Origin of the sequence: Lentzea sp. NBC_00516 (assembly GCF_036346835.1) — a bacterium.
Classification (GTDB): domain Bacteria; phylum Actinomycetota; class Actinomycetes; order Mycobacteriales; family Pseudonocardiaceae; genus Lentzea; species Lentzea sokolovensis.
The window spans coordinates 9731845-9754103 of sequence record NZ_CP107840.1 but is presented as its reverse complement, the minus strand read 5'-3'; the positions used below and the strand labels follow the sequence as shown (position 1 = coordinate 9754103).

14 protein-coding genes and 2 pseudogenes are annotated in these 22259 nt (G+C 70.0%); 6 read left to right on the top strand and 10 right to left on the bottom strand.

Annotated elements, in window-relative coordinates; translation table 11 throughout:
• Positions 1-636 precede the first annotated feature (636 nt).
• The gene (locus OG205_RS45450) at positions 637-1737 is read left to right on the top strand and encodes a pentapeptide repeat-containing protein (RefSeq protein ID WP_330273925.1); all 1101 of its coding nucleotides are present in this window, start codon (positions 637-639) and stop codon (positions 1735-1737) included.
• 497 nt (positions 1738-2234) lie between these two features.
• On the opposite strand, the gene OG205_RS45445 is transcribed toward OG205_RS45450, so the two are convergent.
• Both OG205_RS45445 and OG205_RS45440 read right to left on the bottom strand, forming a co-directional pair.
• Positions 2235-2387 carry a hypothetical protein gene (locus tag OG205_RS45445; protein WP_330273924.1) on the bottom strand — a complete coding sequence of 51 codons (153 nt, stop codon included), beginning with the start codon at positions 2385-2387 and terminating at the stop codon, positions 2235-2237.
• Between the two features lie 12 nt (positions 2388-2399).
• Positions 2400-2711, bottom strand: coding sequence for a hypothetical protein (locus OG205_RS45440; RefSeq protein WP_330273923.1), 312 nt, complete (start codon positions 2709-2711; stop codon positions 2400-2402).
• Between the two features lie 19 nt (positions 2712-2730).
• Between OG205_RS45440 and OG205_RS45435 the strand changes: the two are divergent.
• The 3 genes and pseudogenes from OG205_RS45435 to OG205_RS45425 all read left to right on the top strand — a co-directional run.
• Positions 2731-3054, top strand: a pseudogene (locus OG205_RS45435) (integrase core domain-containing protein); the annotation flags it as partial.
• A 76-nt stretch (positions 3055-3130) separates the two neighbouring features.
• Positions 3131-4289: pseudogene (locus OG205_RS45430) on the top strand (IS3 family transposase).
• Between the two features lie 665 nt (positions 4290-4954).
• Positions 4955-6862 carry a S9 family peptidase gene (locus tag OG205_RS45425; RefSeq protein ID WP_330273922.1) on the top strand — a complete coding sequence of 636 codons (1908 nt, stop codon included), beginning with the start codon at positions 4955-4957 and terminating at the stop codon, positions 6860-6862.
• Between the two features lie 154 nt (positions 6863-7016).
• Here the strand turns inward: OG205_RS45425 and OG205_RS45420 are convergent, their stop codons facing one another.
• The 5 genes from OG205_RS45420 to OG205_RS45400 are packed head-to-tail and all read right to left on the bottom strand — an operon-like array spanning position 7017 to position 13377.
• Entirely contained in the window at positions 7017-9209 is a 2193-nt protein-coding gene (locus OG205_RS45420; protein ID WP_330273921.1) for a DUF3488 and transglutaminase-like domain-containing protein, read from the bottom strand.
• On the bottom strand, positions 9206-10336 hold the full coding sequence (locus OG205_RS45415) for a DUF58 domain-containing protein (protein WP_330273920.1): 1131 nt from the start codon (positions 10334-10336) through the stop codon (positions 9206-9208). The genes OG205_RS45420 and OG205_RS45415 overlap by 4 nt, the downstream gene beginning before the upstream one ends.
• Complete coding sequence (locus OG205_RS45410) at positions 10333-12174, bottom strand: fibronectin type III domain-containing protein (protein WP_330273919.1); 1842 nt, start codon at positions 12172-12174, stop codon at positions 10333-10335. The genes OG205_RS45415 and OG205_RS45410 overlap by 4 nt, the downstream gene beginning before the upstream one ends.
• A 40-nt stretch (positions 12175-12214) precedes the next feature.
• Positions 12215-12790 (bottom strand): hypothetical protein, encoded by a 576-nt coding sequence (locus OG205_RS45405; protein ID WP_330273918.1) that lies wholly within the window; start codon positions 12788-12790, stop codon positions 12215-12217.
• A complete protein-coding gene (locus tag OG205_RS45400) occupies positions 12787-13377 on the bottom strand; it encodes a hypothetical protein (protein WP_330273917.1) in 591 nt (196 codons plus the stop codon). Before OG205_RS45400 ends, OG205_RS45405 begins: the two co-directional genes overlap by 4 nt.
• Before the next feature lie 138 nt (positions 13378-13515).
• Between OG205_RS45400 and eccD the strand changes: the two genes are divergently transcribed.
• Together eccD and eccB are read left to right on the top strand one after the other, a co-directional pair.
• Positions 13516-14898, top strand: a complete 1383-nt coding sequence (gene eccD, locus OG205_RS45395) for a type VII secretion integral membrane protein EccD (protein ID WP_330273916.1) — start codon at positions 13516-13518, stop codon at positions 14896-14898.
• Position 14899: 1 nt separating this feature from the next.
• Entirely contained in the window at positions 14900-16303 is a 1404-nt protein-coding gene (eccB, locus tag OG205_RS45390) for a type VII secretion protein EccB (protein WP_330273915.1), read from the top strand.
• 86 nt (positions 16304-16389) lie between these two features.
• Here eccB and OG205_RS45385 read toward each other — a convergent pair whose 3' ends face one another.
• Genes OG205_RS45385 through eccCa form a run of 3 tightly spaced genes read right to left on the bottom strand, consistent with a single transcriptional unit; the run spans position 16390 to position 22157 of the window.
• Positions 16390-17847, bottom strand: a complete 1458-nt coding sequence (locus OG205_RS45385) for a hypothetical protein (protein WP_330273914.1) — start codon at positions 17845-17847, stop codon at positions 16390-16392.
• A gap of 14 nt (positions 17848-17861) precedes the next feature.
• Positions 17862-18146, bottom strand: coding sequence for a hypothetical protein (locus tag OG205_RS45380; protein WP_330273913.1), 285 nt, complete (start codon positions 18144-18146; stop codon positions 17862-17864).
• A 36-nt stretch (positions 18147-18182) separates the two neighbouring features.
• The gene (eccCa, locus tag OG205_RS45375; RefSeq protein WP_330273912.1) at positions 18183-22157 is read right to left on the bottom strand and encodes a type VII secretion protein EccCa; all 3975 of its coding nucleotides are present in this window, start codon (positions 22155-22157) and stop codon (positions 18183-18185) included.
• Positions 22158-22259 lie beyond the last annotated feature (102 nt).

Sequence of the window (22259 nt, the reverse complement as noted above, 5' to 3'; positions counted from 1 at the left end):
GATGTCGGGCGAGGCGACAGAAAGCATGTCACGCAAGTACTGAGGGCGACTTTGTCCGCCTCGATCCTCCGGCCCAACACGCCGGGCGTGCACGTCGGCCTCCACCGACACAGAGCGAATGAGCCTTGGGAGCACGGAGTGGGGAGCAGATTGGGAGCAACTCCGTGCGCTGAACATGCCAGAACGGTCCTCAATGGACCCGAACGGACCGCACTGACCTGCAGGAGTCTTGTTTCCACAGGTCAGCGCGGTATCGCGGCCATAGTTCACACAGAAGGAGTCCTCGGATCGACCTGAACTGCGCCCCAACTGTTCCAAATCGCAGGTCAACGGCCCCGAACGGACGCGTACGGCGATCACGGCACAGGTGAACACTTATTGCTTCTCTGCAAGTAGGCGACACGGCCGGATCTGGCCGATCCGAACGCACGCTCATGCCGATGAAAGGACGTTCGGGACGTTGCCAGCGCCCGGGCTCCCCCTGCTCAGCCAATTCCCAACAGCGAGAACGATCGGATAGCCTCGATCACCCCAACGACCACTGAACTGTCACGTTGTCCGTGACGATCATTCCTGCCCTCGCCCGTGCTGGATCTGCGACACCCACAACGCCGCAGGCTGGTATCAAGGGCACTTGTGAAAAAGACCGCCCTACCCGAACTTCGGCCGATGTCGTGGTGGTGGATCGCGCTCGCACTGCTCAGCATGGCGGCGATCGGCATCGGCATCCACGTCTGGGCCAGCAGCTACGTCGGAGCGACAGACCCCGCGTCGGTGCGAGTCGACGTCCTGCGATTGAGCTTGACGACTGCCGCCGGCACCGGCGGAGGTCTCGCACTCTGGCTCGCGTTCCGTCGCCAGCAGTCGTCCGAGATCACCGATCGGCACACCATTCACGATGCCACCGAACGCCGGATCACCGAGCTGTACTCGAGTGCTGCAGAACAGCTCGGCTCGGATCAAGCGGCAGTGCGACTAGCCGGGCTGTACGCACTCGAACGGCTGGGCAGGAATTCGAACGACCGAACATTGCGACAATCGATCATCGACGTCGTGTGCGCGTACCTGCGCATGCCGTTCCGAGAGGACGCCTCTTCTCCGGGGGTCAACCGGGAATCCGAGCTTGAGGTCCGCCGTGCCGGTCAACGACTGATCATCCGACACTGCTACACGGTCGGGATATCGGATCGGGATGGCGAGGAGATCTTGAGCGAGGACTTCTGGCCCAACCTGGACATCGACCTGTCCGGTGCCTCGCTCGACGAGTTCGAACTGGTGTTCTGCGAGTGCCGGTCTCTGACGTTGGACAGAGCGACGATCGCAAGGAAGACGGCACTCGATGGCACGAAGGTTCGAGGAAAGGTCAGCTGCGAGGGGACGAAGTTCCACGGCCAGGTTGTACTCTCTGGCTTTGAGGCAACGTTTACCAGTTTCAATGGTGCGACGTTCGAATCGGGCATGTACATGGAAGATTCGAAACCTGGTGCCGTGCTGGGCTTCTCCAGAGCGGAAGTACGCAGAAAGGCCGTATTTCAAGACTGCACGTTCGGTTGGGTGAATTTCTCGGATTGGACACACGAGGACGCTGACATCAGATTCAAAGACTGTACCGTGGTGGTGGACCCAGACCGTGAGAACGGCCTCCCCGAGGGATGGACGGTCGGCGCAGCGATTCACCCTTCACCATTCGGGTCAGAACCGTGGCTCATCAGGCGAATCGAAGCCGTGGGGGAATGAAAGGCAGATACCCATATGTGCTTCCTCTTGTCCGAAGCACCTTGAACGCCAAGCTGTTCGAATGAGATAAGCACCCAGTTGTGCACCGCAGCTCAACCGAACACTCCCGACGGTGCTCGTCCGCCACTTAACCGACGTCCGCTCATGCCATCGTGCGTGCACGCCGAGCTGCGGACGAGACAGAGCCGATGAGCCTTGGGAGCACGGAGTGGGAGCAGATTGGGAGCAACTCCACGCGTTGAACATGCCTGAACGGTCCTCAAAGGACTTGAACGGAGCCGCGCCGACCTGCAAGAGTCTTGTTTTCACAGGTCAGCGCGGTATCGCTGCCATAGTTCACACCGAAGAGGTCACTGGTTCGATCCCAGTATCGCCCACACAACCCGAAAGCCTCTGACCTGCACAGGTCGGGGGCTTTCGTGTTTCTCGGGCACGTCCAGACCCCTCGTTTCGGGGCTTCGGTGCAAAAAGTGGTGCTAAACCGGCGTAGTTCCACGTCAGACCAGCCCCTTCTGTGAGGGTGGCAGGAACAGACCAATCACTGCCTCAGCGGCGTCGCGGTCAAGGTCCTCGATGTCCGCCGAGTAGGTGTCGAGCGTGAACGCCACCGTCGCGTGTCCCAGGCGAGAGCTGACGATCTTCGGGTGCACACCGGCCCGCAGCTAGATGGTCGCGTAGATGTGACGCACGTCGTGGAATCGAATCTTCGGCAGCCTCAGGAAATCGACGATCTTGTTGAACTCCTCCGTGATGGTGTCTGGGTAGATCGGCCTACCGTCTTCCCAGCAGAATTCCAGCCCGTGGTCCTGATAGGCGTCTCCCCAGTCCTGCTTCTCCTTCTCCAATTGCTGGAAGTGGACGGTCAACACTCCGGTGGTGAAGCTGTTCAGGGCAAGCAGCCGACGGCTCTTCTGGCTCTTGCCCGCACCCTTCACCGCCTCTCCGCCTGCGATGACTCGTGTGGTGGCGGCCATGCGAACGACCTTCTTTGTGAGGTCGAAGGCCGTAATCTCCGACCGCGGATCGCAATTTCGATCAAGGAAATTCGTCCGTGTCCTCGCGCGCCACGGCCTGACCGGCTCGATGGGCAGGGTCGGCGCGGCGGGAGACAACGCCGCCATGGAAAGCTTCTTCGCGTTGCTGCAGAACAACGTTCTCCACCGGCGCACCTGGTCCACCCGAGCCAAGCTGCGGACCGCGATCGTCACCTGGATCGAACGCAACTACCACCGCCGCAGACGCCAAGCCGCCCTCGGCCGGTTGACCCCCATCGAATACGAAGCAATCATGACCACGCCAGCCAGCCGAGCTGCGTGACTACAACTGACCTGCCCCACTGGATGGGTTCCAGAGTTGGTGGCTAACTGACGGCCTGTTCGAGAGGCTGTGCACTGTGCCCCGTGCGTACCCCGCCGAGTTCCGAGCGCGTGCCGTCGCGCTTGTTCGGGCCGGTAGAGAGCAGAAGCAGACTGCTGCCGACCTGGGTATCCATCCGGTGACGTTGTCGAAATGGGTCAAGCAGGACCGGATCGATCGGGGCGAGATTCCCGGCACCCCGAGCAGCGAGTCCGTCGAACTACGTGCCGCTCGACAACGGATTCGGGAGCTCGAGACCGAGTTGTTGATCGTGCGTCAGACAGCGACGTTCCTTGGGATGGATCGCCCTCGCCCAAAAGGTTCTACCCGGTGATCGACAGGCTTGCCGACGCCGGGATCCCCATTGACCGATGCTGTCGCGTCCTCGGAGTCGCCAGACAGAACTACTACAAAGCCAAACGAACACCGACCACGCCGACCGAGCTACGACGCCGCTGGCTGACCGGCGTGATCCGCGAGGTGCACGTCGCCTCACGCGGTACCTACGGCCATCGACGGGTGCACGCCGAACTCACTCTCGGCATGGGCATCACCGTCTGCGAACGCACTGTCTGGCAGCTGATGAGCCAGGCCGGGATCCACGGACTTCCCGGGCCAGCACGAGTGAAACAGCTCCGCGGCGTCGCCACCGCCGGCGACCTGGTGAACCGCAAGTTCCATCGACTGAAACCGAACGAACTGTGGGTCACCGACATCACCCAGCACAGGACAAGGGAAGGATGGCTCTACTGCGCCGCAGTCCTCGATGCGTTCAGCCGTCGAATTGTGGCTGGTCGATTGACTCCACACAGGACTCAACCCTGGTCGTCAACGCACTCGACATGGCCATCCGCAACCGGCGCCCCGAGCCCGGCGGCATCGTCCACGCCGATCACGGAACCCAGTTCACCTCATGGGTCTTCGGCGAGAAGATCCGCTCAGCCGGTCTGCTGCCATCTTTCGGAAGCGTAGGCGACGGCCTCGACAACGCGATGATGGAATCCTTCTGGTCATCGATGCAGATCGAGCTACTGAACCGTCAACGATGGAAGACCCGCGTGGAGCTTGCCAACGCGATCTTCGACTACATCGAGATCTTCCACAACCGCCGCCGACGGCACTCCGCCCTCGGTTACCTCACCCCCATCGAGTACGAACTACGCTCCGACCACAACGCCATCACCGCTGCCAGTTAGCCACAACGACTGGAACCCTTCCGGTGGGGCAGGTCACAACTGTCACCTACTCGTGCAGCAGACCCTCTCCTACTGCCGCGCCAGAGCGGGCACGTCCACGGCGAGCAACCGTCGGGGTCGGCTTGCTCTGCCGCCTCAGTACCGACGAGTTGAAGGTGCGGCCGCGAGGCAGTACGTGGTTCGAGGTCGACTTCGTCCAGCGGCTTGCAGGAGTGGTGTAGGAAATACCTGCCATGCAACGGCTGTCCGCGCTCAGTCGCATGTGGACAGCCGTGCCGGATGGCCTTGTCGAACTCCACAGCTTCGACCCAGCCGTCAGGGTCGTGGTCTCGGATCCAACGCCAGCCGAGTTCGAGCAACGGGAAGACGTTGCGCAGGTGTGCGACGTCTGCGTCCTTGGCCCGTGTGAACTCGTCGGTGCTGATACCGATCGCCTGCTCTGCATGGACTCCACGAGGAACCTGCTGTGGATGCGGATGTCCGAGGAGTTGCCGAGCCGCCATCTTCAGCGGACGGACTTTGTACTCGCTGGTGCTTATCTGTGCCTCGACTGGCCGGGCGCGTTGGGGGGTTGCACCGTTGGTGCGGCCGCACGCTTCGGCCGAGTGCGCCGAGCGCAGCGACTCGTCCACGTGGTGCGCTGTTGACGTTGGCACACTGATCACATGACAGGTTTGACCGCTGAACTCGTGGTCGAGGGTCACGTCCCGCAGGCACCGGCTCTCGCTCCGAACGGGCATCTGCTCTGCTACGTTCTCGCCCCCATCAGCCGAGTCGGTGACCACCTCGACACCGCGCTCTGGCTGGCCGACACCAACGGCGACGGTGTGTGGAGTCGGGTGACCGCCGACACCGCGACGGAGTCCCGGCCCCGCTGGTCCGCGGACTCGGGCACGTTGTACTTCCTGTCCGACCGCGCTGAGCGTGGCACTCCGCAGCTGTACCGGCTCAGCCCCGCCGACGACGTGGTGATCGCGGTGACCCGCTGGCGTGCCGGCATCGTCGACCACCTGCCGCTCGCCGATCCCGACCTGATCGCGCTGCTCGCCGAGGACGAGCCCACCGAGCAGGACGTGCGCCGCGCGCGGGATCGTGACGACGCCATTGTCTTCGGCGAACGCGAACCGCGTGCTCGGCTGCGCCTGCTTGACCTGCGCACCGGCCAGGTCGCCACCCCGGATGTGTTCGGCGGCCGGCACGTCGTGGAACTGCGGCAACGACCCGACGGTGGCCCGCTCGCCGTGCTCACCCAGGCCAGCGCCGACAAGGACTACGGCCCCCGCACCGGCCAGCTGCACCTGTTCGACCCCGCCACGGGGACCGCGGAAGACCTCGGACCGGTCGAGGTCGACGCACAGTCCCTGGCCTGGTGGCCGGCTGAAGACGGTTGGCACCTCGGTTACATCGCCCTCACCCCACCGGTTCTCCACGCCGGCACCGCCGTGTTCGACCTGGCTGTGAGCAGCCGCGTCCGCCGCAACCGCACCGCCGACCTGCCGATGTGCCCCATCGAACTGTGCCAGACCGACGCCGCCCCGCTGGTGGTCTTCGCCAACGGCCTGAACACGACCCTGGCCCGGCTCGACCCCGACGGTCCCACGCCACTGTCGCAGCACCCCGGCCACCTCGACGCCCTCACCACCACCCCCGCAGGCAAGACGATCGCGGCACTGACCGGCACCCGTTACCAACCCACGAACGTTCATGTCGGGCCACCGACCGGGCCGCTGCGGAAGATCACGGACACCCGCCCCGAACTGGACGGCATCGCATTCGGTACCCAGCGACCGCTGGCCTATCGAGCCGCCGACGGCCTTGATCTGGACGGTCTGCTCGTGCTGCCGGCCGGGAAATCCGCCTCGGACGGCCCGTTCCCACTCGTCACGATCGTGCACGGAGGTCCCGACGACCGGTACGCCGATCGCCTCCAGTTGTTCTCGTTCCACGGCGCACAGGCACAGTGGCTGGCCACCGCCGGATACGCGGTGTTCCTGCCCAACCCGCGCGGCGGCCGGGGCCACGGCCACGAGTTCGCGGCCAGCGTCGCGGGCAGGGTCGGCCGGGAGGAGTGGTCCGACATCCTGACCGGCATCGACCTGCTCATCGCCGAGGGCATCGCCGACCCCGACCGACTGGGCATCGCGGGCGGCAGCCACGGTGGCTTCATGGCCGCCTGGGCGATCGGGCAGACGAACCGGTTTCGCGCCGCGCTGGTCAACGCGGGTATCATCGACTGGGGGATGCTCGCCGCGACCGGGGAGCACGGCCAGCTCGACGGCGCGCTCAGCGGCAGCATCGGCTGGGATGGGGTCGGCCCACACCCGCACGACGCGGTCAGCCCGGTCTCCTTTGCCAGCCGCGTCCGCACCCCGGTGCTCATCCTGCACGGCGCCGAGGACACCAACGTCCCCCTCGGCCAAGCCGTGTACTTCCACCGGGCCCTGCGCTACTTCGGTGCCGTGCACGAGTTCGTCATCTACCCCAGGGAGGGCCACTCGATCCGGGAACGCAACCACCAACTCGACGTCCTGCGTCGCACCCGTGCCTGGTTCGACCGCTGGCTCCAGCCCTGACTGGAGATGCCTGGTCCTGGCATCGTTGTTCCCACACTGACGACTGCAAGAAGCAAAGGCGGTCTCGGCCGGACCGTGCCGTAAGAGGTGCTCGCCCACTTTCTCTGCAAATGTGACGTGGTTGCTGATTGAGACAGTGCCCGACCGCCGCAGCTCAGCGCATGTGTACGGAGTTCTGGCGCCCCACAGGTCTCCTCGTCCACCGCGACCACGTCGACGATGGAGATCGACTGGATCCGGGAGTACGAGGCCTGATCAGGGTGCTGGGGTCCACGGCGGCCCGGATCCTGGCCCGCAGCCCCCGCCTCGCGAGCCGCTGACGCACCAACCCGGCCGCGTGCCAGGCGCGATCCCGCACCTCGCCGGTGGTCTCGGCACCGGACCACAGCGCCTGGTCCACTGTGGACCCGAGCAGCAGCAGTCCTTCCACTGTGGACTGAAGTCCGGCCGCGGGTGCGACGGCGGCCAGATCGCGTGGGGTCATGCCCTCGCTGAACGGCACCCCGTGCTCGCGCATCCGGTCGCGCACCTCCTGCCACGCACCGAGCACCGCGCCGCTGCCCGGCCTCCGTCGCCTGCGCCAGGCCCGGACCCGCTTCGCGAGCGGAATCCCGGCCAGCCAGCCGACGACGGCGGCCGCGAGCACGGCGAGCAGAAGTCCCCACGGGATCCGCGTGGCGGAGTCGTTCGCCGCTCCGGCATCACCGTCCGGCGCCGCGACCGGCGGGTCACGCAGTTCCTCGACGGGAGGCAGCTGGTCCCTCGCCCGCGCGACCGCCGCGGCGAGCCCTGCCCCGTTGCCCTCCCCCTTGCTCTCGGAGCCGAACGGATCCATCGGCACCCAGCCGACGCCGGCCACCGCGACCTCGGGCCACGCCAGCACGTCGCCGTTGCGCACCACGTACTCGCCGCCGGATCCCGCCGGAGTGCGGTAACCCACGACGAGCCGGGCCGGTATGCCGGTCATCCGCGCCAGTGCGACGTACGCGGCCGCGAACTGCTCGCTCGTGCCCACCTTGGTGTCGAAGAGGAACCGCCGCAGCTGCGGCCAGCCGTGCCCGCCCGGCACGTCGGTGCCTGTCGCGAGCCGGTAGTTCTCCTTGAAGAAGCGCTCCAGTTGCAACGCCGACTGGAAGCTCGGACGCATGCCCCGCAAGGCGTTCGCGACCAGCTCCCGCACGCCCTCCGGCGGCGTGCCCACGCCCCCGCTACCGCCCTCCGCGTACGGGTTCACGGCCGCGCCGGCGAGGTTCGCGACGCCCACCTCCGGTTCCCACCAGCCCAGCGAGTACTCCGCCGCGGCCATCGGGCGTTGCACCAGCAGGGTTCCCTGCGTCTCCTCGACCAGCGGGTCGACGCCGGTCACCGCGGCGGGCCAGGCCTGGCTGGGCAGCCAGCGCCCGTCGAGACCACGCATGGTTATCTTGGCGTCGCGGCGGTGCACCGGCACGGCCACCACGGGTCCGGGCGCCAGCTCGGTGCCGAGCCTGCGATAGCTCCCGCCGGGCGTCCAGTTCACGCCGTCGAACGCTTGCAGCACCACGACGGGCCAGCGCTCGGCCCGGTCTCCGGTGACGGTGAAGACCGGGTCGCCGGGATGCCCGAGCCGGTAGGAGATCTCGCCGAGCGGGCTGGTGACGCGCGCGTTCACCTGCGCCGCCTGGTCCTGCTTGAGCGAGTACCCCGGCGGTGGCGCGGGCAGGAGCAGGCCGACGGTGATCGCGGCGACCACGCCTAGCACTAGCGCGGGCAGCACGAGCCCTTTCCGCCCGGACATCGGGTCGGCACGTCCGGACGCGATCAACGCCCCGCTGACGGCCGCGTACGCCAGCGCACCGGCCACCGCGGCGAGACCGGACAACGCCAGGTAGAGCTGGCTCACGACCACCACGGCGAAGCTGGGCAGCAACGCCGGCAAAGGCTTGCGCAGCAACAGGAGCAGCTCGACGCCGAGCACGGTCGCCAGCAGCACGAGCAACGGGACGAAGAGCATCAGCGCGGGATCCGGCCGGGCGGGCCAGGTCGACTGCAGGGTGAGCTGCCAGGACTCGGTGACCCCCGACCGCAGCGCCGCGATCGTGTCGCCGGTGGGCAGTCCGGCCACGGTGGTGGGGAACAGCAACGACTCCGTGACGCCGACAAGTCCCACCAGCGCGACGAGCAACGGTCGCCACACGGCGAGTTTCCGGTGGCGCGAGCAGAGTTCCACGACGACGAACGCCGGCACCACGACAGCGGCGATCGGCACCAGCAACGGCAGGATCCCGAACACCGGGGCGAAGAACAGGCCCGCCACCACGGCGGCGAGCGCCAAGCAGGCGACCTGCACGCGATCCTGGTTCGTCATCGCGTCACCTCGTTCCACAGCCGCACACCGGTACGCGCCTCCCCTGCGGCGATCACCCTCGCGGACGGAACGGCCGGGGCGGCGTGCGCACCCATCACCATGAGGTAGCGCGAGGAGTAACGGGCCCGCAGTCCCGCGAGCGCGGCGAAGTCCGCGTCACCGGCGGCGATCACGGTGAGACAGCCACCTCGTTTCCCCGCGACGGACAAAGCGGGCGGCACGAGCTCACGGCCGGCGGAGTCCTGTCCCAGCAGGCAAAGCCGGTCGAGCAACTGCCTCGCCGCGACTGCCCCGCCCGGGGTGGGGACGTCGATCCCGCAGGACGTGACGAGCCTGCTGTGGTGCCCGGCCAGTGCGGACGCGCTGAGCAGCGAGGCCGCGAGATCGACGGCCTCCTCGAACAGCGCCGCGGGCAGGCCGGCCCTGGTGTCGAGCAGCACGGTGAACCTCGGCTGCACGGGATCAGTGGAGTCGCGCACCATCAGCCGCCCGGTGCGCGCGGTCGCCTTCCAGTGCATGCTGCGCACCTCGTCGCCGGGCTGGTACTCGCGCACCTCCTTGAGGTCGAGCGACCCGCGCAGCGCGTCGTCGGTCGCGGCACCCTCGTGGTGGTGGCGCGGGAATCCGCCGATGCGGGCCGACGCCGCGTGGACCCGCGGATGCACCCACAGCGTCTCGGGCTCCCCCGCGGTGACCCGGTTGCGGGCGAGACCGAACGGGTCCTCGCGGTGCAGCGTCAGCGGGCCGACCGGCATCAGACCTCGTGTCGTCGTCGGCAGTTCGTAGTGGTAGGTCGACTCCGCGCCAGGCTCCAGCGCGTGCACCGTCACCGGGCGGACGTCCTCGCCGGCCCTGTCCACCGCGGTGAACCCGCGCAGCCGCCAGGAGGCGGTGTTGCGCACCCGCAGCGTGGCGAGCGCCGGGCGTCCACGTTCGACGCGAGCCGGGTAGACGTCCCGGGTCACCGTCACGCGGGGGCCGCGCGCGGTGACCAGGACGGCGCCCAGCACCGCGGCGACCCCGACCGCGCCGAGCACGCGCAGCAGCGGATAGCCAGCCCAGTGCCCGCCGATCGCGAGCAGCAGTGAACCGAGGAGCACGACGACTCCGCGCCGGGTCAGCCTCACCCCGCGGTCCACGTCAGACGGTTCGACGTCACGCCACCGGCCGTGACCCAGACCGTGTGCCCGACCCCGTGGTAGTAGAAGGCCTCGAGATCGGCGTTGCCCTCGCTGTCGGCGTGCAGCCGGTGGCCGGGGTTGGAGTAACCGGGAGCGGAGGAGTGCGGCATCACGTCGAGCGTGGCGCCGGGCTCGAAGCCCTGAAAGACCATCCGCATCCAGGCGCAGTTCGGCTCATCGCACTGCGACGTGCGCCCGCCGCGGGAGAGTGTGATCGTCGGTTGCACCGTCGGCACGGTGCGCACGGAGGCCGGTGCTCCCTGGCCCGCGCTGTTCACCGCGGCCACGGTCACGGTGAACGCGACGTCGCGGCCGGACCAGATTCCCGCGATGACGTGGGACAGCCCCGGCACGGTGGCGCTGCCCCGCTTCGACCCGTCCTCGCGGACCCACGTCACGACGTAACCGGTGACCGGGGCGCCGTTGGCGGGCGCGGCGGTCCAGGTGACGGTCGCGTCGGAGGCGGGGGCCGCGATGCGCACGGCCAGGTTGCCCGGCATGCCGGGTGGCGTCGCCGGGAGGGGCGGCGGCGGAGGTGGCGGTGCGGGTGGCGGAACCTGCTTCTGCGGCTGCCGGTCGGGCGTCACCGGTGGCACGGGCTCCTGCCTGGCGGGAGGCTGACGGTCGGGCGTCGCGACGCTGATCGGAGGCGGCTGCACCCGCGTGGGCGGCGGGGCCTCGTCCTTGCCCTTGCCCTCCACCGGGACCGGCGTGATCGCCCCGTCGCCGTCGACGACCACGACGTGCTTGCCCTCGGCGCCGTCGACGTAGACCCGCGCGTCCTCGCCGCGGCTCAGGCGCGGCTCTCCCTTCTCGACGGGGATCGGTGTGGTCTTGCGTGCCCGGCCGTCGCCGCCGTAGGTGCGCAGCATGTTGTTGCCGCGGTCCAGCAGCACGACGGACGTGCCGGTGACGCTGGGACTCGAGTACTCGCCCGCGGGCAGGTCGACGGTGACGGGGCTGCTCCCGGCCGAGACCAGGTGCAGCCGGTCGGTGTCGGGGTCGAGAACGGCGATCTTGCCGGCGACGTCGGCGGGCGCGACCCGTGCGGTGGGCGGCAGGCGGAGTCCCAGCGGCTGTTGCTCGCCCATGCCGGTGGCCTCGACCGTGCTCATCGTGCCCTCGGTCGCGTCGACGAACGTCGGCTTGCCGCCACTGACGGTGAGACCGCCCGCGTGCCCCGCCGGTGCGGTCGCCGGGCAGGACAGCTCGTCCGCCCCGCGTGCCCACGAACAGATGGCGCCCGTCTCGGCGCGATGCATCCACAGCGTGGCGTCGTCGGTCGTCACGGGGGACCCGAGGCCGCGCCCGGCGGACAGGATCTTCGGCTCGGAGCCCAGGCGCACGACCTGGCCGGACCCGGCGTAGACCAGGTAGGGCCCGCCCGCGACCTCGACGGCCAGCGGGCGTTCGCCGTCCGACGGCAGCGGCATCGTGCGTTCCACCGACAGCGTCGACTTGTCGAACTCGGTGACGTCGGCAGACCCGACGACGTAGCCGCTGGTCGGGCTCTGCACCACCTGGCTGCCCCGGTCGACGCGCGGGATCGGCACCTGGCCGTCGGGCTTCTTGTTCGCGCCGTCGACGTGCACCGCCTGCCCGAGCGCGAGGTTCACCACCCAGTGGCCGCTCTGCAGGAACTCGAGCCCCGACACCGGCTTGGCCGCCCCGGTCAGCGCCGTGGTGACCGCGCCGACGGCGACCACCACGAGCAGCGCGACCGGCCACCTCGCGGCCCGGTCCCGCTCCCCCGCGCCTCGCCGTCCCCACTTGCGAATCTGCACGCCCGCAGCGTATCCACGTACGTACACGTGAGGTCCAGTATCAGTACAGTCGCTGCTCAGCACGGCTGAGCACGTCCAGGTAGCCGCATCCGCCCGCCAGCACCGGCCGCAGGTCGCGCAGCACGCCGCCGAGCTGGTCTTGAGCGCTCACCGGTTCGTCGGCGACCGCCGCCCGGACCTCGCAGGTGTGCCAGAGGCTCGGGGCGAGGTGCCCCCACTGCCACAGCTCGTAGCCGCCCTCGTCGAGCACCGCGACCGGCGGGAAGCCGGGCAGACCGACGGCGAACCGGTCCGGGTGCAGCTCCGAGTTCCCCAGGCCGACCAGCAACGGCATGAGCCGGTGGGTCTGCGCGAAGGTGGCCTCGTTCCCGGCGACCAGGACGCCGATCCCGGTCAGCCGGTCGGTGGCGGCCCGTGCGCCGGGCAGTTCGGCCTTCTCCGCCAGTGCGAGCAGGTCCTCCACCGTCCACTCAGGACTTCCCGCGATGCCGTGTGCCAGCACCCACACGCCGAACTCGGATTCGCTCATGGTCTGGTGCGTCTGCCCCAGGCGCACGAGGTGATGGCCCTCCGGGTGCCGTTCGCCGACGTAGTGGCCGACCGGGTAGACGTTCATCGGACACCCTCGATCAGCACGTCGAAGCACGCCGTCCTGGTCGCGAGCAGGAGCGGGACCGACTCCAGCGCTCCCGCGAGCACCTGGTCCGGGTCCGTCTGCGTCGCGTCGGTGACACCCGCGCCCGTGGCGGCGGCCGCCGTCTCCCGGCAGGCCTCCCCCAGGTCCGGCGACAGGTGCGCCCACTGCCACAGGTCGTACAGCGCACCGGTCATCGTCACCACCGGCTGGTCGAGCAACCCCACCGAGAACAGCCACGGTTCCTCGGCCGTGGCGCCCAGGCCCAGCGCGAGCGGCACCAGCCGGTGCCGTGCGGCGAACTCGGCCGCCGGGTGCGGGAACGCGAGCAGGCGCCGGGCCAGCAGGCCGGTCACGACGTCGTCGCCGTGCTCGTCGCGCAACGACTCGGTGGTCCTGGGTCGCACCAGCCCGTCCTCGCCCGGAACGCCGTGCGCCGCGCTCCACGCCGCGTATTCGGCGTTGTTCAGCTCGAACACCTCGGCCCCTGCCCGCACCTGCCGGATGTGCCCGCCGGCCCCGTCGTGCAGGGCGCCGAGATCGTGGCCCACCGGAAGAACTTCGTGCACGGTCGCCTCCTTGCCGTGTCCGCTAGCTGCCGAGCCCGTTCCCCGAGCGTCGCGTCGCGGTGAGCCTAGGTACGTCCATCGCACCGGTAGCTCTGTCGGCAGGTTGCTGCCGCCGGAGGACGAACCCAGGAAGACCACATGAACACCATTGGCCTTGTGCGGCTGACGGTCGCGGCTCCCGACCGTCGCATCGACCTCGCGCTGCCGGAACGGGTGCCGCTCGCCGAACTGCTGCCCGGCCTGCTGGCGCACGCGGGTGACGCGCTCGCCGACGCCGGGGCGAGCGTCGGCGGCTGGGTGCTGCGCCACGCGGACGGCACGACGCTCGACCCCGCGAGAACGCTGGCGGCCCAACAGGTGCGCGACGGCGAGGTGCTGCACCTGACGCCCGCCCAGACCGACTGGCCCGAGCTGGAGTACGACGACCTGGTCGACGCGATCGCGAGCGGGTCCGCGCGCACCGGCGGAACGTGGACGCCGCGGCACACCCGGCTCGGCGGTCTCGTCGCGGGCGGGCTCGGCGCCGTGCTCGGGCTCGTCGCGGTGCTGCGGTCGGGGCCTCCGTGGCCTCAGGCCGCGCTGTGGTCGCTGGTCATCGCCGTGGTGCTGGTCGGTACTGCCGTGTTGCTGGCCAGGGCCGGTGGGGATGCCGGGCTCGGTGCGGCTTTCGGGGTCGTCGCGCTGCTGTTCGCGTTCACGGGCGGTGGGCTGGTGTTCGCGGGCGACCGGGCGTTGCCGGACCTCGGCGCGCCGCACCTGCTGACCGCCTGCGCCGCTCTCCTGCTCACCGCGGTGGTCGCGCTGGCCGGGGTGGCCGACCGGGCGGCGCTGTTCGTGGGCGCCGCGACGGCCGGCACGCTGGGGGCGCTGGGTTCCTGGCTCGCGACGTCGGACTCGTACGCGGGACACGAGGCGGCCGCGCTCGTCGCCGGCTGCGGCCTCGTGGTCTCACCGCTGTGCGCGTCGCTGTCGATCAAACTGGCGCGGGTGCCGTTGCCCGTGCTGCCCCGCGACGCCGCCGACCTGCTGCGCGAGAGTCCTCGGCCACCTCGGGTGGCGGTGTACGCGGCGGTGGTGCGGGCGGACGCGTTGCTCACCGGCATGGTCGGCGGGCTCGCTCTCGCGGTCGTCTTCTGCTTCGTGCTGCTGATCCGCAGCGACAGCACGGCCGCGCTGGTGCTGGTGATCGTGCTGACGCTCGGGTTCCTGCTCCGGGCCCGGCTCTACCCGATCCTGCGGCAGCGGGCGGCCCTGCTGACGGCGGGCCTCGCCGGTGCGGCCTGCCTCGCCTTGTGGCCCTTGATGTCCGACCGGAGCATGCTGCTGCCGATGGCGGTGCCGGTGCTGCTGGTGGCGGGCGCGATCGCCGTCGCGCTCGGGGTCGTGCACAGCACGAGGGAACCGAGCCCGTACCTCGGCCGGTACGCCGAGATCCTGGAGGTCCTGGTGGTGCTGGCCATCGTGCCGGTGCTGTGTTCCGTGCTCGGTCTCTACGGCTACCTGCGCGGGCTGGGGGGCTGACATGGCGTCGAAACACGATCAGCTGCACGCGCACCAGTTCTCGGCCCAGCGCGTCACGTCCGCGCTGGTGACCAGGGAGACCGATCCCGAGCAGCCGCCGTTCCGCAGGCCGGGCAACGCCGTGTTCGGCGGCATCGCGATCGCGGTGATAGCGCTGGCCGGGGCCGGCGTGTACGGGATCATCAACCCCGGCGGCAACACGGCCTGGCAGGACGGCAGATCGGTGATCGTCGAGAAGGAGACCGGCACCAGGTACGTGTACCTGGACCAGCGGCTGCATCCCGTCATGAACTACGCGTCGGCGTTGCTGGCGATGAACCAGCACGCGCCGACGCTGTCCGTGTCGCGCGACTCGCTGTCCGGCGTGCCGCGCGGCCCTCGCATCGGCATCCCGGACGCGCCGGACTCGTTGCCTGGCCCCGACTCGTTGCTCACCGACGGCTGGACGCTGTGCTCGCAACCGACGGCTGACCAGGCGGGCACGGTCACGCCGAGGTCCGCGCTCCTGGTGGGCCGGCAGTCGCAGGGCGGCGCCCCGCTGGGAGACAGGGCGGTGCTCGCCGACGTCCAGGAGACCGGCGCGCGTTACCTGGTGCACAAGGGATACCGGCACCTCATCGACAAGGCGGACGTGCCGGCCGTCGGCATCGCCCTCGGCGCGACCCCTCCCGTCCGGGTGGCACCCGCGGTGATCGAGGCGATCCCCCAGGGCGCGGGCCTCGGCCCGATCCCGGTGGCGGACATGGGAAAGCCGGCCGGGTTCGGGTCCTATCTGGCCGGTCAGCTCCTCGCCGTGACCACCTCCAGCGGCGTGCAGCACCACCTGGCCGAGACCGGCAGGCTGCGGCCGATCACCGAACTGCAGTTCGACATCCAGCGCGCGCACCAGGCGACCGCGGCCGCCTACCCCGGCGCAGAACCAAAAGCGCTGCCGATGGGCCTGAGCGAGGCGGGCACCACACCTCAGAACCCTCTGGCGGCGCCCAAAGCCGGCGATCCTCCCTCGGTGCGGCCGGAGTTCGCGCGCGGCGGCGACACCTCGACCCTGTGCCTGACCTTCGGTGCGGGCGCGAGCGTCCCCTCGGTGACGCTGGACCCTGCGATGCCCCAGATCGACCCGCTGACCTCGACCCCGCGGCAGACCGACCGCGGCGCCGTGCTGGCCGACCGCGTCCTGGTCCCCGCCGGACACGCCGCGCTGGTGGAGGCGGTGGCCACCCCGGACGCGCCCAGGGGCACGTTCCTGGTGGTGACCGACCAGGGCGTCGCCTTCCCCCTGGCCGAACCGAAGATGGTGGAGGTGCTGGGTTTCGCGGGCGCGACACCGGTCCGGATGCCGGCCGGGCTGGTGTCGAGGATCCCGTCGGGCTCGGGCCTGGGCCACGACGCCGCACTGCGCCGCTGACGCGGTCGCCTTCGGTGCCGGCCACACCAACGCCGAAAGGCCCTGGAGACGGTGTCTCCAGGGCCTTTCGGCGTCCTGCGACCGGGTCAGTGCAGACGGCGCGCCTGGGTCGTGCGGCCGTCGGCAGAGCCCCACTGGTCGACTCGCCACAGGTCCTCGTCCACGACCTGGGCGGCCGGTGGCGCCAGTGGTTCCGCCGGCCTGCGGTCGCGCACCGCGAACGAGCCCGTGTCGGCCTTGCCCGCCTTGCCGCTGAGCATCGACGGCAGGCCCGGGGTGCTGCCGTCCCTGCGCTTCGTGCGGCTGTTGCCGCGCCGTTGCGCCGCACCGGAACCAGGACCGTTGCCCGCTCCTGTGCCCGCTCCCATGCCAGCGCCGCCCATCGGCGGCATCATCGGCGCGCCGCCCGCGCCCGCCGGTCCGGTGCTGCCCGCGGAGCCGAACTGAGGCGCGTTCGGGGGCAGGGCGTTCAGGGCCGAGCCGTTCGGGACCGCGTTGGCCGGTGCGCCGAAGGACGTGATGGCCGGGAGCGACGTCTTCGCGCTGTTCATGCCGCCGATGCCGCCACCGCCCAGGCTGACACCGGGCACCCGTGCGCCGCCCACGCCACCGCCTACACCGCCCATGCCGCCGATGCCCGGCCGTGCGGTCGAGCCGAGACCGGCTCCGGGGATCATCGGCGGAATGAGTGGCGGGCCTCCCGGCAGGCTCGGTGGCGGGATGGTCGGCAGCTTCGGCGTCGGGATCGGCGGTGCGCTCGCTCCACCACCGCTGAGCGACGGGCCTGCGGCCCCCGAGCCACCGGCCCCCGCGCCACCGGCTCCCGCTTCGGGACCTCCGGCCGCGCCTGCTTCCGCACCCCCTGCGCCCGCTTCCGCACCTCCTGCCGCACCTTCCGCAGCACCTCCTGCCGCCGCCACGTCAGCACCGGCGGCGGCAGCAGCCGCGTCCTCCGCTCCGTCCTGGCCGGCCGCGGCGCCCTGACCCCCTGCGGGGCCACCGGCACGAGGGCCGCCGGGGTTGCGTGCGCCGTCCAGCGACTGGAAGCTGGGCCCGCCCCGGATCTTCTGCAGGGTCGCCTCGACATCGCGGAAGTACCCGGCCAGCACGTTCAACGCCTCACCGGCCCTGATCCGGAACGGTGCCTCGATGTCCTCCAGGGTGGTCTTGGCGCTCTGCGCGGTGTTCAGCGCCTCGTTGTACGCCTCGACCTGGATCCGGACGGCCTCGAACGTGGGCATGAGGGAGTCGGCGACGAGCTTGAGCTTGGCTGACGCCTGTGCGCCGGTGACCCGGTCGCTCCAGTCCGTCAGGATCGTCTGAGCCTTCTCCGACCGCGTGAGCAACTGCTTTCCGGCGGCGTCCTGATCCCACTTCGCAGCGGTGATCTTGTTGGTCTCGGCCTTGAAGGCGTCCCGGACGGCCGGAAGCTCCTTCTCCGCCTGGGCCCACATCTCCGCCTTCTTGCCGAGCGTCGCCTCGTTGCGCATCTCGGCGCTGATGGTCTGAGCCTGCTGCCTCAACGGCATGGTCCTGTAGTCCATGTGATCGACCCCTTTTACTGGCTGACCACGCCGTCGATGACCAGCGCGCTCTCGTTGTCGGCACCTACGTAGTTGTTCGTGCCCTCGATCGCGGTGAGCTCGCACGACTTCATGAAGTCGTTGGCGCCGCGGACCATGTCCTGGAGTTGTTGGCTCACGACGCCGTCGGTGCCCGCGCACTGCACGGATTCCTCCATCGTGCCCTGCATTCGTCCGCCGGCGTCCATGACGTTGAGGTTCGCCGCCTTGTAGGTGCCCATCATCCACGGGTCCATCGAGATCTCATCCACGTCGGCCATGTCTCCTCCTTCGTTTTCCTTGGTGTGCCGGGAAAGTCACTCCGCGGGCGGCACCCACGCGAGCTGCACGAGCTGCGTGTCACCGCGCCTGGTGATCAGCTTGCCGCGGCCGGGTGGCAGTGGTTCCGCCTTCACGCCGGCGAGGAGCTGGCCCTCGTCCTTGCTGCCGGACAACAACAATCCGATCGAGCCGACGTCGCGCATCCTCGCGAGGAACGGCTCGTAGAGCGCCCGCCCCGCGCCACCGGTGCGGCGGGTGACCACGACGTGCAGGCCGATGTCGCGGCCCTGCGCCAGGTACTCCATGAGCGGTAGCAACGGGTTGTTCATCGACGTGGTGACGAGGTCGTAGTCGTCCACCAGGACGAACAGCTCGGGGCCGGTCCACCAGTTGCGCTTGCGCAGCTGCTCCGGTGTCACGTCCGGGCCCGGAAGTCGTTGGCTCATCGCGTAAGCGGTCGTCCCGACGAGCTTCGCCGTGGTCGCGGTGTCGGTGCCGTAGCCGGCGAGGTGGGTCTTCGGCACCTCGCCGAGCAGGCCGCGGCGGTGGTCGACCAGCAGCACGCGCGCCTGCTCCGGCGCGTACGTGTCGGCAATACGGCGGGCCAGGGTGCGCAGGAACGTCGTCTTGCCGGAGTCCGCGTCGCCGAGCAGCATCAGGTGGGCGTCGGCGGCGAAGTCCAGCCGCACCGGCTCGAGGTCCTGCTCCGCGATGCCGACCGCCAGCCGATGTCGTTGTGGCTCATCGGATCCCGGCAACGCCAGGTACGGCAGGCGTTCGGGCAGCATCCGCACGGCCGGAGCCGGATCGCCCGGCCAGGCCGCCCGCACCGCGTCGACCAGCGCGGCCACCCCGCTCGCGAGGTCCTCGGAGGTGCCGCCGTCGAGCCGGGGCAACGCGGTGAGGATCTGGTGCTTGGTCGAGCACAGTCCCCTGCCCGGCGCGTTCTCCGGCACGCGCGCGGCGCCCATGCGGTCGATCGCCGTGTCGACGGGGTCACCCAGCCGGAGTTCGAGCCTGCTGCCGAACAGGTCGCGCACCGCCATCCGCAGGTCGAACCAGCGCGCGGTCGTCGCGACCAGGTGCACGCCGTACGCCAGACCGCGCGCCGCGATGCTCGCGACGATGTCCTCCTGGTCCTCGAAGTCCTTGCGCAGACTCGCCCAGCCGTCGACGACCAGGAACACGTCGCCGTGCGGATCGTCCGTGATCGTGCCGTTCGCGCGCAGGGCGCGGTAGGCGGGCATGCCGTCGACGTCGAGTTCGGCGAAGCGGCGTTCGCGTTCGGCCAGCACCGACGCGACCTCGGCGATCGTGCGGCGAACGGCGGCGACGTTCTGCCTGTTCGCCACCCCACCGACGTGCGGCAGGTCGCGCAGTGACGCGAGGGAACCGCCGCCGAAGTCCAGGCAGTAGAACTGCACCTCGCGCGGAGTCCTGGTGAGCGTGAGGCCGGCGATCAACGACCGCACCGCCGTGCTCTTGCCCGACTGCGGGCCTCCGGTGATCACCGCATGCCCGGCGGATCCGGACAGGTCGAACACGAGCGGGTCGCGGCGCTGGTCCAACGGCCGGTCCACCACACCGAACACCGCGCGCACCCCTCCGGCGAACCCGGGGTCGGCGGGCCGCAACCCTCGTTCCGGATCGACGATCAGCTCGCCGAACAGCTCGTCCAGCGTCGGCGCGCGGTCCAGCGGCGGCAGCCACACCTGGTGCGCGGGGGTGCCGCGACCGGCGAACCGGTCGACCAGGATGTCCAGCAGGCTCTCCCCCACACCAGCGTCACCCTCGTCGCCAGGCACCTCGGAAGACTGTTCCTCCTCGGCCGCGGGCGCGTGGTAGGCGGTCGAGTACTCGTTGAGCCCCAACGGTTGCGCGGTCCCAGGCGTGGTCGAGCCGACCTGGTCCGCACGGTGCACACCGGACACGTACGCGGAACGGAACCGCGTCATCGGCTCGTCGCCGTAGCGCAGGAAACCGTGGCCGGGCGCGCGGGGCAGCGAGAACGCGTCGGAGACACCGAGCACCGTCCGGCTGTCCATGTCGGAGAACGTGCGCAGCCCGATCCGGTAGGACAGGTGCGCGTCGAGGCCCCGCAGCCTGCCCTCCTCCAGCCGCTGGCTCGCGAGCAGCAGGTGCACGCCGAGCGCGCGGCCGATCCTGCCGATCTGCACGAAGTTGTCGATGAAGTCCGGGCGGGCGGACAGCAGTTCGGAGAACTCGTCGCACACCACGAACAGGGTCGGCACCTCGGGCAGCGGGGCACCGGCGGCGCGGGCCTTCTCGTAGTCCCGCAGCGACGCGAAGTTGCCCGCCGCACGCAGCAGTTCCTGACGCCGCAACAGTTCTCCGTTGATCGCGTCGGACATGCGGTCGACCAGCGGCAGCTCGTCGGCGAGGTTGGTGATCACCGCGCTGGTGTGCGGCAGGCGATCGAGGCGCGCGAACGTGGCGCCGCCCTTGAAGTCGATCAGGGTGAAGTTCAGCGAGCTCGGCGGGTGGGTCACCGCGAGGGCGAGCACCAGTGTGCGGAGCAGTTCGCTCTTGCCGGACCCGGTCGCCCCGATCAGCAGGCCGTGAGGGCCCATGCCGTCCTGCGCGGACTCCTTGAGGTCCAGCTCGATCGGGGTGCCGTCGGGCCGGATGCCGAACCGCACGCGCAGCCGGTCCCTGCTCGGCCGCGGCACCCAGGTGTCCGCCGGGTCGAACGCGTACGGGTCGCCCAGATCGAGCAGTTCCTCCAGGCCCAGCTCGGAGCTCAGCGGCTGCTCGCCGTGTCCACCTTCGGTGAGCCGCAACGGCGCGAGCTGCCTCGCGAGCGCCTCGGCGCTCTCCACCGGAAGACCGTCCGCACGACCGAGATCCGCTTCGCCCTCAGCGCCGCAGATGCTCAGCGCGCCGTCGTCGTCGACGTCGAGCACCACCGTCGAGGGGTCGGGCATCCTCGGCGCCGGCGACGTCAGGTCGATCACCGTGGCGCCCTCGACGCCCGCGCCCGCCAGCAGGTGGTCCGACCCCGCGGTCACACCGCCGTCGACGACCACGACCAGGTGCGGCCCGCCGACCCTGGTGACCTCGTCCTCGGGGTCGAACCTCGGCCGGTCGGCCAGCAGGTCGTCGAGCATCGCCTCCAGCATCGTGACGGTCGGGGCGACCAGCCGCAGCGGGCCGAGCGCGTCGGTGCGCTCCGGGTGCAGCGCGTGCGGCAGCCACTTCAGCCACTCCCACTCCGCACGCCGTTCCGGGCTCACGCACACGGCGATCCGCAGGTCGTCCGGCGACTGCAGGACAGCGAGCTGGGCGATCATGGCGCGCACCAGGCCGGCCGCCGGCCGGCCGAGCACGTGCACGCGGCTGAAGCCGTTGACCGCCATCGCGAGCGGCAGGTCGGGGACCTCGGAGTGCGTGGTGATGAACTGGCGCAACGCCAAGGCGGACAACGGTTCCAGCTGTTCGAGCGGCTTGGTGTCCGGAGTGATCAGCGTGGTGGCGAGGCTCTGCCGGCCGAGGCCGATCCGGACCACGCCGAAGTCGTCGTCGCCCCGGCGGCGTTCCCAGAGCCGGAAGCTGTCCGCGACGGACCACAGCGTGGCCGGGTCGGGATGCAGGTACCAGAGCGCGGTGCGTTGCCGTCTGGCCGCCCGGCCGACGCGCACCCGGTGCTGGGAGAGCCCGCGCAGGTAGAGCCTGCGGGCGTTGCCCATCTCCCGCTTGCTCGGTCCGCCGCCGTTGAGGAACGCGACGCCGACCATGGCCAGCATGGCGAATCCGAAGAGCCCCATGGTGACGTAGCGGATCGTGCCGGACGCGCCCAGCTGACCGAAGCTGCCGCTGAACATCAACACCATCGCCGCCATCATCAGCACCATCGGCAGCGCCATCAGCACCTGCGTCCACTGCCGTCCGGCGGGCGGCGGGATCTCCGGCGGAGCGTCGAGGACGAGCTCCCCCTCCGGCATCTCCGGCGACGGCCGCCGCGCCGGCCTGTGCACCACTACCGTCGCCACGACGACCTCCCCGACCGAGCACTGTTCGCCTCGATGGTGGCCGCTGCCAACGAGAACGTGCGTCCCTTGGCATCAACGTGCCAGCGCCACCCCCCGGCGGGC